The sequence below is a fragment of the Geodermatophilus amargosae genome, from assembly GCF_041028265.1.
GTDB classification, from domain to species: Bacteria; Actinomycetota; Actinomycetes; order Mycobacteriales; family Geodermatophilaceae; genus Geodermatophilus; species Geodermatophilus amargosae_A.
This window is the reverse complement of sequence record NZ_JABGCW010000009.1, coordinates 1-13,336: the sequence shown is the minus strand read 5'-3', so window position 1 is coordinate 13,336 and position 13,336 is coordinate 1. Positions and strand designations below refer to the sequence as shown.

Here is a 13,336-nt window from a genome sequence, read left to right as displayed (position 1 = left end):
CGCCGTGGCACCCGTGGGCCGGCGGGGGACCGGCCGGCGGGTCGCCGTCCAGGCCGGCACGGTCCTCGGACTGGCGGCGCTCGTCGCGCTGGTCTGCGTGCTGGTGCCGAACGACCCCTGGCACAACTGGTTCGACCTGCGCGTCTACGACGGGGCCGCCGAGTGGTGGCGCTCGGGCCGTCCGCTCTACGACTACACCTACGGCCGCACCCAGTACGGCTTCACCTACCCGCCGTTCGCCGCGCTCACGGTGCTGCCGATGACGCTGCTGCCGATCGAGGCGGTCGCGGCCGTGCACGCCACGCTCAACCTCCTCGTCCTCGCCGGCATCACCTGGTGGCTGGTCGCCCCGCTGGCCCGGCGGCACGGGTGGCCGGTCGGGTTCAGCGTCTCCGCTGCGGTCCCGCTGCTGTTCGTGCTCGAGCCGGTGCGGGAGACGATCGGCTTCGGCCAGGTCAACCTGGTGCTGATGGCGCTGGTGCTGGCCGACGTCGCCGCGCTGCGCCGCGGGTCGCGGTGGGCCGGTACCGGCATCGGGCTGGCCGCGGCGCTGAAGATCACGCCCGGCCTGTTCCTGGTGTACCTGCTCCTGACGCGGCGCTGGCGCGCGGCCGCCGTCGCGGCCGGCACCGGGGCCCTCGCGACCGGGCTGGCGTTCGCGCTCGCGCCGGACACCTCGTGGCGGTTCTTCACCTCCACGCTGTGGCAGACCGACCGGGTCGGCCGGCTGGACAAGACGTCCAACCAGTCGCTGCTGGGCGGGCTGGCGCGGCTCACCGACCCGGAGCAGCCCCCGCGGCTGGTGTGGCTGGTCCTGGTCGTCGCCGTCCTGGGGCTGGTGCTCACCCGCGCGGTCCGGGCCGCCCGCGCCGGCGACGACCTGGCCGGCGTCGCGCTCACCGGGCTGGCCGCCTGCCTGGTCAGCCCGATCTCCTGGTCGCACCACCTCGTCTGGCTGGTGCCGGCGCTGGTCGTCCTCCTCGACGTCGCGGCGGGGAGCCCGGCGGCACCGGGGACGCCGTCGTGGGCCCGCTCCCGCCGGTCCGCCGGCGCGCTGGTCGCCGTCGCCGCGCTGGTGCTGGCGTCGTCGTCGATCTGGTTCGCCGAGGCCGACCCCGGACACCACCACGACGGCGGGGTCCTCGGGGTCGTGGTCGAGGACCTCTACCTGCTGCTCACCGTGGTGGTGGTCGCCGTCCTGCCGTCGCGCGTCACGGCCGGACGTGACGCAGCGCGAACGACAGCGCCGTCTCGACCTGCCGGATCGTCTCCTCGATGACCAGCGAGCCGTGGCCGGCGTCGAAGCGGTACACCTCGTGCGGCTTGCCCAGCCGGTCGAGCTCCCCGAGGTAGTTCTCGATCTGCCGGATCGGGCAGCGCGGGTCGTTGGCCCCGGCGACGACGAGCACCGGCGCGCGCACCTGCTCGACGTGGGTGATCGGGGAGGACCGCACGTAGCGCTCGCGCACCTCGGCGGGGGAGCCGCCGAACAGCGCCCGGTCGTAGGCCCGCAGGCCCTCCATCTCGTCCTCGTAGGCGGCCAGGTAGTCGGCCACCGGGACCTCCGCGATGCCGGCGGCCCAGCGCTCGGGCTGCGTGCCCAGGCCCAGCAGGGTGAGGAAGCCGCCCCACGACCCGCCGGTGAGCACCGCCCGCGCCGGGTCGAGGAAGCCCTCGGCGACCAGCGCGTCGTAGACGGCGGCGACGTCCTCGAGCTCGGTGGGCCCCGGCCGGCCGGTGAGCGCGTCGCGCCAGGCGCTGCCGTAGCCGGTCGAGCCGCGGTAGTTGACGTGCACGACCGCGTAGCCGGCGTCGACGTAGGCGGCCCGGCGGGCGCGGTAGGAGTCGTCGTCGGCCGACTCGGGCCCGCCGTGCACCAGGAACGCCGCCGCGTACGGCGCCTCCCCGGCGGGCCGCACGACCAGCGCGTGCACGTCGCCGCCGGGGCCGGGCACCCAGCGGTCCTCGACCGGGTGGGCCGCCGGCGGTTCCTCGCCGGGCGCGGCCAGCACCACCGGGCCGTCGGCGCGGCGGATCACCGGCGGGAGCTGCGAGGAGGACCAGGCCAGCTCCACGGAGCCGTCGGGCCGGGCGGTGGCGCCGCGGACGACGCCGGAGGGGGTGTCCAGCCGCTCCAGCGTCCCGGTGCCGAGGTCGTAGCGGTAGAGCTCGCTGCGGGCGGCGTGGTCGTGCCCGACGAGCAGCGCCGAGCCGTCGGGGTACCAGCCGGCGGTGACGTCGCCGGGCAGGTCGAGGACGATCTCCACCTCGGTGTCGGCCGCGACGTCCCAGACCAACAGCTCCTCGCGCCCGCGCCGCTCGTGCCCGACGAGCAGCCGCCGGTCGCCGGGCAGGGGGGCGAACTCCAGCGCGTGCAGGCCGCGGCCCTCGCCGTCCCACTTCTCCGCGACGACGGCCGGCGCCTCCTCGGTGGTGTCAGCGGTCCGCAGCACGCGCAGGGCCGGGTAGCGCGGGTCGCCGTGCTCGGAGTGCGACACGACCAGCAGCTCGTCGTCGAGGGTGAGGGCGTCGACCGAGGCGGGGTCCTCGTGCCGGTAGACCACCCGCGGCGTGCTGCCGGCGGGAGCCAGCCACAGCTCGCTGCCGTCGTCGGTGGACCGGCCGATCGCGACCAGCGAGTCGCCGATCTCCAGGCCCGCGGGGTAGGCCGGGCCCACCTCCGGTACCGCGACCCGGTCCTCCCCGCCCGCGAACGGCTGCACCATCCAGACGCCGAACTCGTCGCCGTCGGTGTCGGCGAACCACCAGATCGTCTCGCCGTCGGGGGACAGCGTGCCCATCAGCGTGCCGTTGGGCCGGTCGGTGGCCTGGCGGTGCGCATCGGTGGTGCGGTCCCACGCGTACTGCTCGACGACGCCGCTCACGTCGGAGGCGTACAGGCACCGCTGCGGCGCGTGCAGCGCCCAGTCGGGCAGGCTGACGCGGGGCGCGCGGAAGCGCGCCTGCCAGCGGGTGGTGACCTCCGGGGACAGGACGGGGGCGCTCACCCGGTCATCTTCCCCCGGCGCCCGCGCCGGCCGGCTGTCCGCCCCGGCCCCGCTCGCGGGCGGCCCGGTCGGCGATGACCCGGTCCTGCTGGGCCGCGGCGTCGCGGACGTCGCCGATGAGCAGCTCCAGCACGTCCTCCAGGGCCACCAGGCCCACGGTCCGCCGCTCCCCGCCGCCGGCGTCGACCACGCCGCCGAGGTGCGATCCCTGCGCCCGCATCTCCGACAGCACCTCGGGCAGCTTGGTGTCCGGCGCGATCGGCACCAGCCGCGTCACGAGCTCGTCGGGCAGCGGCCGGTCGCGGTCCGCGCCGCCGACCCCGAGGGCGTCCTTGACGTGCACGAAGCCGAGCAGGGCGCCGTCGTCGCCCTGGACCGGGTAGCGGCTGAACCCGTGCTCGGCGACGACGGCCTCCAGCTGCCGTGGCGTGGTGGAGCGGGGCACGGTCACCACGGTGTCCATCGGCAGCAGCACGTCCTCGACGGTGTGCTGCTCGAACTGCAGCGCTCCGGCGGCCAGCTCGCTGACCTCGGAGCCGAGCAGGCCCTCCTGCCGCGACTGCGTGATCATCGAGCGGATCTCGGTCTCGTCGAAGCTGGCGGCGATCTCGTCGGTGGGGGTCGCGCCGAACAGCCGCACGAAGGCGTTGGCCGTGGTGTTGAAGGCCCAGATCACCGGCTTGAGCAGCCGGGTGAAGGCGGCCAGCGGCGGCCCGAGCGCGATCGCCGCGTTGTCCGGCCCGGCGAGGGTGATGTTCTTCGGCACCATCTCGCCGAGCACCATGTGCAGCACGGTCACGATCGACAGCGCGATGACCAGCGCGATCGGGTGCAGCAGCGCGTCGGGCACGCCGAGGGCGTGCAGCGGTGCCTCGATGAGGTGGGCGACGGCGGGCTCGCCGACCGCGCCGAGCCCCAGCGAGCACAGCGTGATGCCCAGCTGGGCGCCGGCCATCATCTGGGAGACGTTGCGCATCGCGGCCAGGGTCTTGACCGCCCGCGCGGAGCCGGCCTCCGCCCGCGGCTCGATCTGGTCGACCCGCGCGGACACCAGCGCGAACTCCGCGGCGACGAAGAAGGCGTTGCCCAGCAGCAGCGCGACCAGGATCAGCAGGCTGACGACGTCGCTCATGCCGCGGCCCTCTCCACACGCAGCCGCGAGGCCGTGGCGCCCGGTGGGAGGACGACGGTCAGCTCGGCCCGCACCCGGGCGATCCGCCGTCCGTCGAGCGTCTCCACGGTCAGCCGGGCCCGCTCGAGCTCCACGGTGTCGCCCTCCTCGGGGAGTCGCTGCAGCTGCTCGGCGAGGAAACCGGCGAGGGTCTCGTAGCGGCCCTCGGGCACCGCGATCCCCGTCCGCTCGAGCACCTCGTCGGGCCGCAGGAGACCGGACAGCATCCACTGGCCGTCCCCGATGCGGCGCAGCGTGCGCAGCGGCCGGTCGGTCTCGTCGGTGATCTCGCCGACCAGCTCCTCGATGATGTCCTCCAGCGTCACGACGCCGTGCGTGGCGCCCCACTCGTCGACGACGAGCGCGATCTGCAGGCCCTGCTCGCGCAGCAGGTCCATCAGGCGCTCCAGGCGCAGCGACGACGGCACCGCGAGCACCGGGTCGGCCAGCTCGCCGGCGGTGCGCCGGGAGCGCTCGGCCTCCGGGACGGCGACCGCGCGCTTGACGTGCACCACGCCGGTCACCTCGTCGAGGTCGGAGCCGTAGACGGGGAAGCGGGAGTTGCCCGACTGGGTGGCCGCGGTGATGACGTCGGCGGCGGTGGCGCTGGCCCGGAGCGTCCACAGCCGGGTGCGCGGGGTCATGACGTCGGTGGCGTACTTGGCACGCAGGCCCAGGGAGCGCTGCAGCAGCCGCGCGGCGACGGGGGAGAGGTCGCCCTCCTCCGCCGAGCGGCGGGCGACGGCGGCCAGCTCGTCGGCGCCGCGCGCGGAGTCCAGCTCCTCGCGCGGCTCGAAGCCCAGCCGCCGCACGATGGCGTTGGCCAGGCGCTGCAGGGCGTTGAGGAGGACGCCGGTGGCCGCGGTGAACGCCCGCATGCCCGGCGCGACGAAGCGGGCGACGCCGAGCGGGTTGGCGATGGCGAGGTTCTTCGGGCCGAGCTCGCCGAGCAGCATCTGCAGCGTCGTCGCCAGCGCCAGCGCCAGGCCGTAGGAGACGCCCGTGGCCGCTCCCTGGGACAGCCCGAGCGCCTCGAGCGGGCCGTGCAGGAGCTGGCCGATCGCGGGCTCGGCGAGGTAGCCGACGACGAGGGTGGTCAGCGTGATGCCCAGCTGGGCGGCCGAGAGCTGGGTGGACAGCGACTTGAGCGCCGTCACGACGCCGCCGGCGCCCGCGTCACCGGCCCGGGCGGCCTCCTCGGCACGACCGCGGTCCACGGTCGTGAGGGAGAACTCGGCGGCGACGAAGAAGCCGGTGAGTGCCGTGAGCACCACGGCGGCGAGGAGGAGCAGCCACTCGGTCATCGGGTCCGTCGGTGCCCGCTGCGCACCGCCCTCAACCGGAACGGGCCCGGAACGGCAGAGAGGCCGCCTTCCGGCGGCCCCTCTGCTGGAGTCGGGGTGACAGGATTTGAACCTGCGGCCTCGTCGTCCCGAACGACGCGCGCTACCAAGCTGCGCCACACCCCGGCGTTCCCCGACCACTGTAGCCGAGCCGCGCGACCGGCCCGGCGGCGGGTCAGGGGGTGCGCGCGGTCAGCGTGAGCAGCGTCGCCTCGGGCGGGCAGGCGAACCGGGCGGGCGCGTAGGGGCTCGTGCCCAGCCCCGCGGACACGTGCAGCCAGGTGCCGTTCGGCCGTCCGGGCGCGGGCTCGGCCCACCGGTGCAGCCAGCGGACCCGGTCCCGGTCGATGCCGCAGTTGGTGACCAGCGCGCCGTAGAACGGCACCCGCAGCTGCCCGCCGTGCGTGTGCCCGCACAGCAGCAGGTCGTAGCCGTCGGCGGCGAAGCGGTCGAGCACCCGCGGCTCGGGGGAGTGGACGACGCCGATGCGCAGGTCCGCCGTCGGGTCGGCCGGGCCCTCGACGAGGTCGTAGCGGTCCCGCTGGATGTGCGGGTCGTCGCAGCCGGCGAACACGATCCGGCGGCCGGCCACGGAGAGCTCGCCGCGGGCGTTGGTGAGGTCCAGCCAGCCGCGGCCGGTCAGCCCGTCGCGCAGGTCCTGCCAAGGCAGGTGGGTGCCGTGGACCCGCTTGTCGGGGGCGGTCAGGTAGCTGAGGGGGTTCTTCGGCCGCGGCGCGTAGTAGTCGTTGGAGGAGGTGACGAAGGCGCCGGGCCGGTCGAGCAGCGGGTCCAGTGCCTGCAGCACCGTCGGCACGGCGTCGGTCCCGGCCAGGTTGTCCCCGGTGTCGACGACCAGGTCGGGCTCGAGGCCGTCCAGGGCGGCCACCCAGTCCCGCTTCGACCGCTGCCCCGCGGTCATGTGCAGGTCCGACAGGTGCAGCACGGTCAGCGGCGCGGAACCGGGGGCGAGCACGGGGACGTCGAAGCGGCGCAGGGTCCAGTGGTTGCGCTCGACCAGGGACGCGTAGGCGACCGTGGAGGCGCCCGCCGCGACGGTGGCCGTGGGGAGGGCGGTGTACCAGCGCACGGGCCCGAGCCTACGGGCCGTCGCCGGACCGGGCCGGTGGCCGACGGGTGCCCGGCGGGGGGCGCCGTGCCAGGCTGGGCGGCGTGTCTGCCCTCAAGGACCAACTGCGCGCCGACCTGACCACCGCCATGAAGTCCCGCGACGAGCTGCGCACCGCCACGCTCCGGATGGTGCTCGCGGCGGTCAGCGCGGAGGAGGTCGCCGGCAAGGAGGCCCGCGAGCTGTCCGACGACGAGGTGCTCGGCGTGCTGCGCCGCGAGGCCAAGCGCCGCCGCGAGGCCGCCGAGGCGTTCGAGTCCGCCGGCCGCGCCGAGCAGTCCGCGCGCGAGCGGGCGGAGGGCGAGGTGGTCGCCGGCTACCTGCCCGCCCAGCTCGACGACGCCGATCTCGCCGCCATCGTCGCCGACGCGGTCACCACCACCGGCGCGACCGGCACGAGGGACATGGGGAAGGTGATGGGTGCGGCCAACGCGGTCGTCGCGGGCCGGGCCGAGGGTGCCCGGGTGGCCGCGGAGGTCCGCCGCCAGCTCGGCTGAGCGCCGGCCGCTAGTTGCCGAAGCCGCCGGCGCCGCCCCGGCCGCCGTTGCCGCCGTTGCCGCCCCAGCCGTTCGCGGTGCCCGGGTCGGTCTGCTCGGGGGTGCCCTGGTCCGGCGTCGTCTCCTGGTCCGGAGCCGCCTGCCCGGCGCCCTGCGTCGGCTGGGCCGGCGGCGGGGCCGGGCGGCCCGCGCCCATCAGCACCGGGTCGGCCGGCGCGAAGGCCGACGTCGGCTTGTCGGCGAGGAACGGCGCCATCGCGTCGTGCCAGATGGTGGCCGGCTTGTTGCCGCCGAAGCCGCCGACGTTCTGGTTCTGCTTCGGGTTGAGCACCATCACGCTGGCCGCGTACTCCGGCATGACGCCCACGAAGGCGGCGGAGAAGTTGCTCTGCGAGGTACCGGTCTTGCCGGCGATGACGTGGCCGGGCACGGCGGCCCGGGTGCCGGTGCCCTCGGGGAGGGCGACGTCGCCGACGAGGATGTTGGCCAGCGTGTTGGCCACCGGGGCCGGGATGGCCTCGGGGGTGCAGTTGCCGCCGGTGACGAGCGGCTGGCCGTCGTCGCCGGTCAGGGGCTGGCCGTTCCGGTCGAGCACCTGGGTCACCGGCACCGGGTCGCACTGGGTGCCCTGGGCGGCCAGCGTGGCGTAGGCGTTGGCCAGGTCCAGCGGGCTGGTGGCCTCGGCGCCGAGGGTGAACGAGCCCCGGTTCTCGGCGATGATCTGGTCGGCCGGCGTCTGGTTGGGCTGGTCGAAGTCCATCCCCATCCGCTCGGCCATGCGCACCGGGCCCTCGACGCTTCCGAGGCGGTCCTCCATCGCGAGGAAGTAGGTGTTCGACGAGCGGACCAGCGCCCCCACCATGTCGAGGGTGTCGGGGTAGTTGCCGGCGTTCTGCACGCAGTACTTGCCGTTGGACTGCTCGCGGTCGCCGCCGCAGGAGGGGCCGTTGTAGATGCGCGAGGTGTACTGGTTGCCGGGCGTGCTGATCACGGTGTTGGCCGGGATGCCCGCCTCGAGGGCGGCGGCGGCGGTGAAGACCTTGTAGGTGGACCCGGCGCCCTGGCTGGCCACGGTGTTGAGGACGACCGACTCGCACTGCGGGTCGGCACAGCCGAACTGGCGGTTGACGCTCATCGCCAGGACGGCCCCGGTGCCCGGCTGCACGGCGGTGAACATGCCGGCGAGGTCGGCGCCCATCGGCAGGGTGTTGAGGACGGCCTGGTCGCCGAGGGTCTGCAGCTGCGGGTTCAGCGTCGTCTGGATGGTCAGGCCGCCGTTGTCGAGCAGCTCCTGGGTGATGCCGAGCGTCTGGGTCAGGTACTGCTGCGCGAACGCGCAGAAGAACCCGCCGACGGCGGCGTCGATGCAGCCGTTGGCCGGGCTGACGCCCGGCGCGACCTGCACCGGCTCGGCCATGAGCGCGGCCAGCTGCTCCCCGGTCGTGCCCTCGAGGTGGCCGAGGTCGAACATCCGCTGCAGCACCTGGTTGCGGCGGGTCTGCCCGTTCTCCGGGTTGGTGACCGGGTCGTCGTTGGCCGGGCTCTGCACCAGCCCGGCCAGCATCGCGGCCTGGGGGAGGGTGAGGTCGGCGGCGTTGACGCTGAAGTACTGCTGGGCGGCGGCCTGGATGCCGTAGGCGCCCTGCCCGAAGTACACGATGTTGAGGTAGCGGGTGAGGATCTCGTCCTTGGAGTAGGTCTCCTCCAGCGCGAGGGCCAGCCGGGCCTCGCGCAGCTTGCGCGACAGGCCCTCGACGCCGTCCTGCTCGATGGCCTCCTGGCGCTCCTCGGCGCTGTCGGCGGTCTCCAGCAGGGTCTGCTTGACCAGCTGCTGGGTGATCGTCGAGCCGCCCTCCTGCACCGAGCCCGCGGCCACGTTGGTCACCGCGGCGCGCAGCGTGCCCTGCACGTCCAGGCCGTTGTGGTCGTAGAAGCGCGAGTCCTCGATGTCGACCAGCGCCTGCTTCATCACGTCGGCGATCTGGTCGGAGCCCACGACCGTGCGGTTGTGGTTGTAGAAGTTCGTGATCAGCGAGCCGTCCGCGGCCAGCACGCGGGAGTTGCCCGCGGGGGTGGCGTCGGTGAGCTCCACCGGCAGCGCGTCGAGCAGGGACGCGGAGTTGCGTGCCGCCAGCCCGGTGCCGCCGACGAGGGGGAACAGCATGCCGGCGACGAGTGCGCCGGCCACCACGATGAACGCGGCGAGCTTGCCCAGGACCCGGGCGCGGGAGGGAGCAGACATCACCCGGAAGGGTACGGCGCGCGCGGACCCCCCAGCGCGGTTCAGGCGCGGCGCGCGGGCAACACCCGGGTCCGCGGGACGCCCGTCGGCGTGTCGGCGTCGGGACCGGTCAGCGCCTCGGCCATCGTGCGCAGCCCGTCGAGGTCGTGGACGTCGCCGGCGGCCGCCGGGACCGCCCGCATCCCCACCTCCGGGTGCGCGCTGGTGAACCGGTCGGCCAGCCGCTGCTCGCGGGCGGCCAGCGTCATCCGCTCGGCGTGCACCCGCAGCGCGCCGGCGGCCAGGGCGACGGCGGGGTCGCCGTCCCCGGTCTCGGCGGCGGCCTCGGCCGCGGTCTCGGCGCGGGTGGCCGACAGCCGCGTGCTGGCCGGCGGGTGGGTCCGGTTGAGCACCAGCCCGGCCAGGGGCATGCCCTCGGAGGAGAGCCGGTCGACGAAGTAGGAGGCCTCGCGCAGGGCGTCGGGCTCCGGCGTCGCGACGACGACGAACCAGGTGCCCGGCCGGCGCAGCAGCTCGTAGGTGGCGGTGGCCCGCTCGCGGAAGCCCCCGAACATCGTGTCCAGGGCGCTGACGAAGGCGGAGATGTCGCGCAGCAGCTGGCCGCCGAGGACCTTGCTGATGATCCGCGTGAAGATCATGAAGCCGGCGCTGGCGAACTTGAACCCGGCCCGCCCGCCGGCCCGCGCGGGGGCCGTGAGCAGCCGGATCATGGTGCCGTCGAGGAAGCGGCTCATCCGGTTGGGCGCGTCGAGGAAGTCCAGCGCCGACCGGGACGGGGGCGTGTCGACGATGATGAGGTCCCAGGTGTCGGACGCGCGCAGCTGGCCGAGCTTCTCCATCGCCATGTACTCCTGCGTCCCGGAGAACGAGGACGACAGGGTCTGGTAGAAGGGGTTGGCCAGGATCTGCTCGGCCCGCTCGGGCGTCGAGTGCGAGACGACGATGTCATCGAACGTCCGCTTCATGTCCAGCATCATCGCGTGCAGCTCGCCCGCGGCCCCCGGGACGTCCACCCGCCGCGGCTCGTTGTCCAGCTCCACCAGGCCCAGGGACTGCGCGAGCCGCCGGGCCGGGTCGATGGTGAGGACGACGACCCGCCGGCCGGCCTCCGCGGCGGCCAGGGCCAGCGCGGCCGACGTCGTGGTCTTGCCGACGCCACCCGAGCCGCAGCACACGAGGATCCGGGTGTCGGCGTCCCCGATCAGCGCGGCGAGGTCCATGGACGGCGCCTGCCGCTCGGCCGCCGGGCGGGCGGCGGCGCGGGCCGGGCGGGGTGTCGTCTCCTCCGCGGCGCTCACGCGGCCACCTCCGCGGCCAGGTGCTCCTCGAGCCGGCCGGCCAGCTCGAACAGGCACCCGAGGTCCATCGGGCCGGGCAGCAGCGGCAGCTCGGCCAGCGGGCGGCCCAGCGTCTCCACCCGGGCGCGCAGCGCGTCCTGGGCGGCCCACCGCTGCGCGTGCTCGATCGCCTCGGTGGCCAGCGCCTCGGCCAGCGCCGGGTCGTCGGGCAGGCCCGCCGCGGCCAGCCCGGGCGCGAGGTCGGCGCCGGTGACCGCGCCCTCCACGGCCCGCGCGAGGGCGGCCTCCGGGAGCACCGGCTCGCTGGCCATGTTGACGATCACCGACCCCACCGGCAGGCGGGCCTCGGTGAGCTCGGCGATGGCGTCCGCGGTCTCCTGCACGGGCATGTCCTCGAGCAGCGTGACGAGGTGCACCGCGGTCTGCGGCGAGCGCAGCACCGCCATGACGCCGTCGCTCTGGGTCTTGATCGGGCCGGAGCGGGTCAGCTCGGACATCTCCCCGGTGACGTTGAGGAACTTGGTGATCCGCCCGGTCGGGGGCGCGTCGACGACGACCGCGTCGTAGACGCGCCGGCCGTCCTGGCGGCGGGTGACGGCCTCCTTGACCTTGCCGGTGATCAGCACGTCGCGCAGGCCCGGGGCGATCGTCGTGGCGAAGTCGACCGCGCCCATCTTGCGCAGCGCCCGGCCGGCCCGGCGGAGGTTGTAGAACATCTCGAGGTACTCGAGCAGGGCCTCCTCGACGTCGATCGCCAGGGCCCGCACCTCACCCCCGCCGCGGGTGACCGCCACGCGGCGCTCCTCGTAGGGCAGCGGCGCGGTGTCGAAGAGCTGGGCGATGCCCTGCCGCCCCTCGCACTCGACCAGCAGGACGGTGCGTCCCTCGGACGCCAGGGCCAGGGCCAGGGCGGCGGCGACGGTGGTCTTCCCGGTCCCGCCCTTCCCGGTCACGACGTGGCAGCGCACGGGGAAGTCGGGGCTCACCCGCACCAGGGTAAGGACCCCGCTGCCCCCCACGCCTCGCGAGCTCGGCGCGGGCCCCTGCAGCGGGGCCGCTGAGCGGTACCGCGGCCTGCGCTAGCGTCGTCCCCCATGAGCGAACCGGCCCGCCGCAGGTGGGAGTACGCCACCATCCCGCTGCTGATCCACAACACCAAGGCGATCCTCGACTCGTGGGGCGTCGACGGCTGGGAGCTGGTGACGGTGCTCCCGGGCCCGACCGGCCCCGAGCAGCCGGTCGCCTACCTCAAGCGCCCGCTCTCCTGAGGCGCCGGCCGTGACGCAGGGGATGACGCAGGGGACGCAGCAGCCGAGCTGGCGCGCCCGCCTGGCCGAGCTGGGCATCCGGCTGCCACCCGTGGCCGCGCCGGTCGCCTCCTACGTGCCGGCCGTGCGCACCGGGCAGCTGGTGTTCACCTCCGGCCAGCTGCCCTTCGTCGACGGCGGGCTGCGGCGAACCGGCAAGGTGGGCGGCTCGGTCGACCCCGAGGACGCCGCTGCCGACGCCAAGCTGTGCGCCCTCAACGCGCTGGCCGCCGTCGACGACCTGGTCGGCCTGGACTCGGTGGCGCGGGTCGTCCGCGTCGTCGGCTACGTGGCCAGCGCCGAGGGCTTCAGCGGCCAGCCGCGGGTGGTCAACGGCGCCAGCGAGCTGTTGGGCAAGGTCTTCGGCGAGGCCGGCCAGCACGCCCGCAGCGCGGTCGGCGTCGCCGAGCTGCCGCTGGGCGCGCCGGTCGAGATCGAGCTGACCGTAGAACTGCGCGGATGACCGACATCCGCCCGGCGGCGACGGTCCTGGTCCTGCGCGACGGCGAGCAGGGCCTGGAGGTCCACCTGCTGCGTCGCACGCGCGGGATGCCGTTCGCCGGCGGGATGACCGCCTACCCGGGCGGTGGCGTCGACCGGCGCGACGGCGACACCGACGTCGCCTGGGCCGGGCCGGCGCCCGCCGAGTGGGCGCAGGCGCTGGGCTGCGACGAGCGGACCGCGCGCGAGCTGGTGTGCGCCGCCGTCCGCGAGACCTTCGAGGAGGCCGGCGTGCTGCTGGCCGGCTCGCCCGACGGCGCCGACGTCGTGCCGGACGTCTCCGGGGACGACTGGGAGGCGCAGCGGCAGGCGCTGCTGACCCGTGAGCTGTCGCTGGCCGAGCTGCTGGCCACCCGCGGGCTGGCGGTGCGCGCGGACCTGCTGCGGCCCTTCGCGCACTGGATCACCCCGCCGCAGGAGACCCGGCGCTACGACACCCGGTTCTTCGCCGCGGCGCTGCCCGTGGGCCAGGAGGCCCGGGACGTCTCCGGTGAGGCCGACGAGGCCAGCTGGCTGACGCCGGAGGCCGCGCTGGCGCAGATGCGGGCGGGCACCCGGCCGATGCTGCCGCCGACCATCCACACCCTGCGCCAGCTGTCGGCGTTCCGCGACGTGGCGGCCGCGCTGGCCGGCTCCCCGCCGGAGCCCCTGCACCCGATCATGCCGGAGCTGAGGACCACGCCCGAGGGACGCTTCGCCGAGCTCCCCGACGGCACCCGCATCGGTCTGGTCGTGCCGCTTCCTTCGTGACCCTCCGGGTCACACGGCGGCCAGGTGCCGTCCCCCGGCTGGGCTGCGCCCCACCGCCGCGTCCGGCGGGGACCCTCCGGGCCCGCCACCGGC

12 protein-coding genes and 1 tRNA gene are annotated in these 13,336 nt (G+C 75.2%); 5 read left to right on the top strand and 8 right to left on the bottom strand.

Annotation, left to right across the window (positions count from 1 at the left end; genetic code table 11):
• Positions 1 to 13: 13 nt before the first annotated feature.
• Positions 14 to 1,279 carry a glycosyltransferase 87 family protein gene (locus tag HLV61_RS11475; protein ID WP_369255439.1) on the top strand — a complete coding sequence of 422 codons (1,266 nt, stop codon included), beginning with the start codon at positions 14 to 16 and terminating at the stop codon, positions 1,277 to 1,279.
• Here HLV61_RS11475 and HLV61_RS11470 read toward each other — a convergent pair.
• The 5 genes from HLV61_RS11470 to HLV61_RS11450 form a co-directional block, all read right to left on the bottom strand.
• On the bottom strand, positions 1,212 to 3,008 hold the full coding sequence (locus tag HLV61_RS11470; RefSeq protein WP_369255437.1) for a S9 family peptidase: 1,797 nt from the start codon (positions 3,006 to 3,008) through the stop codon (positions 1,212 to 1,214). The two genes, HLV61_RS11475 and HLV61_RS11470, sit on opposite strands and share 68 nt — an antisense overlap.
• Positions 3,009 to 3,012: 4 nt before the next feature.
• On the bottom strand, positions 3,013 to 4,140 hold the full coding sequence (locus HLV61_RS11465; protein WP_369255435.1) for a hemolysin family protein: 1,128 nt from the start codon (positions 4,138 to 4,140) through the stop codon (positions 3,013 to 3,015).
• The gene (locus HLV61_RS11460; protein ID WP_369255433.1) at positions 4,137 to 5,483 is read right to left on the bottom strand and encodes a hemolysin family protein; all 1,347 of its coding nucleotides are present in this window, start codon (positions 5,481 to 5,483) and stop codon (positions 4,137 to 4,139) included. The genes HLV61_RS11465 and HLV61_RS11460 overlap by 4 nt, the downstream gene beginning before the upstream one ends.
• Positions 5,484 to 5,574: 91 nt before the next feature.
• Positions 5,575 to 5,648: transfer RNA gene (locus tag HLV61_RS11455), tRNA-Pro, on the bottom strand.
• Positions 5,649 to 5,697: 49 nt separating this feature from the next.
• Positions 5,698 to 6,609 (bottom strand): metallophosphoesterase, encoded by a 912-nt coding sequence (locus tag HLV61_RS11450; RefSeq protein WP_369255431.1) that lies wholly within the window; start codon positions 6,607 to 6,609, stop codon positions 5,698 to 5,700.
• A gap of 83 nt (positions 6,610 to 6,692) precedes the next feature.
• Between HLV61_RS11450 and HLV61_RS11445 the strand changes: the two genes are divergently transcribed.
• Positions 6,693 to 7,145, top strand: a complete 453-nt coding sequence (locus tag HLV61_RS11445) for a GatB/YqeY domain-containing protein (protein WP_369255429.1) — start codon at positions 6,693 to 6,695, stop codon at positions 7,143 to 7,145.
• Positions 7,146 to 7,155: 10 nt separating this feature from the next.
• On the opposite strand, the gene HLV61_RS11440 is transcribed toward HLV61_RS11445, so the two are convergent.
• Genes HLV61_RS11440 through HLV61_RS11430 form a run of 3 tightly spaced genes read right to left on the bottom strand, consistent with a single transcriptional unit; the run spans position 7,156 to position 11,671 of the window.
• Positions 7,156 to 9,387, bottom strand: a complete 2,232-nt coding sequence (locus HLV61_RS11440; RefSeq protein WP_369255427.1) for a transglycosylase domain-containing protein — start codon at positions 9,385 to 9,387, stop codon at positions 7,156 to 7,158.
• A 41-nt stretch (positions 9,388 to 9,428) separates the two neighbouring features.
• A complete protein-coding gene (locus HLV61_RS11435) occupies positions 9,429 to 10,685 on the bottom strand; it encodes an ArsA family ATPase (protein WP_369255425.1) in 1,257 nt (418 codons plus the stop codon).
• On the bottom strand, positions 10,682 to 11,671 hold the full coding sequence (locus tag HLV61_RS11430; protein WP_369255423.1) for an ArsA-related P-loop ATPase: 990 nt from the start codon (positions 11,669 to 11,671) through the stop codon (positions 10,682 to 10,684). The genes HLV61_RS11435 and HLV61_RS11430 overlap by 4 nt, the downstream gene beginning before the upstream one ends.
• 108 nt (positions 11,672 to 11,779) lie before the next feature.
• Between HLV61_RS11430 and HLV61_RS11425 the strand changes: the two genes are divergently transcribed.
• From HLV61_RS11425 to HLV61_RS11415, 3 genes are read left to right on the top strand one after another with little or no spacing between them, the layout of a single operon-like run.
• Complete coding sequence (locus HLV61_RS11425) at positions 11,780 to 11,953, top strand: hypothetical protein (protein ID WP_093577674.1); 174 nt, start codon at positions 11,780 to 11,782, stop codon at positions 11,951 to 11,953.
• A 10-nt stretch (positions 11,954 to 11,963) separates the two neighbouring features.
• Positions 11,964 to 12,455, top strand: coding sequence for a RidA family protein (locus HLV61_RS11420; RefSeq protein ID WP_440284602.1), 492 nt, complete (start codon positions 11,964 to 11,966; stop codon positions 12,453 to 12,455).
• Positions 12,452 to 13,243, top strand: a complete 792-nt coding sequence (locus HLV61_RS11415; protein ID WP_369255421.1) for an NUDIX hydrolase — start codon at positions 12,452 to 12,454, stop codon at positions 13,241 to 13,243. The genes HLV61_RS11420 and HLV61_RS11415 overlap by 4 nt, the downstream gene beginning before the upstream one ends.
• The last annotated feature ends 93 nt before the right edge of the window (positions 13,244 to 13,336 follow it).

Coding starts and splice junctions, on each gene's coding strand:
- HLV61_RS11465 (WP_369255435.1), bottom strand. CDS start 4,140: ATGAGCGACGTCGTCAGCCTGCTGATCCTGGTCGCGCTGCTGCTGGGC.
- HLV61_RS11415 (WP_369255421.1), top strand. CDS start 12,452: ATGACCGACATCCGCCCGGCGGCGACGGTCCTGGTCCTGCGCGACGGC.
- HLV61_RS11440 (WP_369255427.1), bottom strand. CDS start 9,387: ATGTCTGCTCCCTCCCGCGCCCGGGTCCTGGGCAAGCTCGCCGCGTTC.
- HLV61_RS11460 (WP_369255433.1), bottom strand. CDS start 5,483: ATGACCGAGTGGCTGCTCCTCCTCGCCGCCGTGGTGCTCACGGCACTC.
- HLV61_RS11425 (WP_093577674.1), top strand. CDS start 11,780: ATGAGCGAACCGGCCCGCCGCAGGTGGGAGTACGCCACCATCCCGCTG.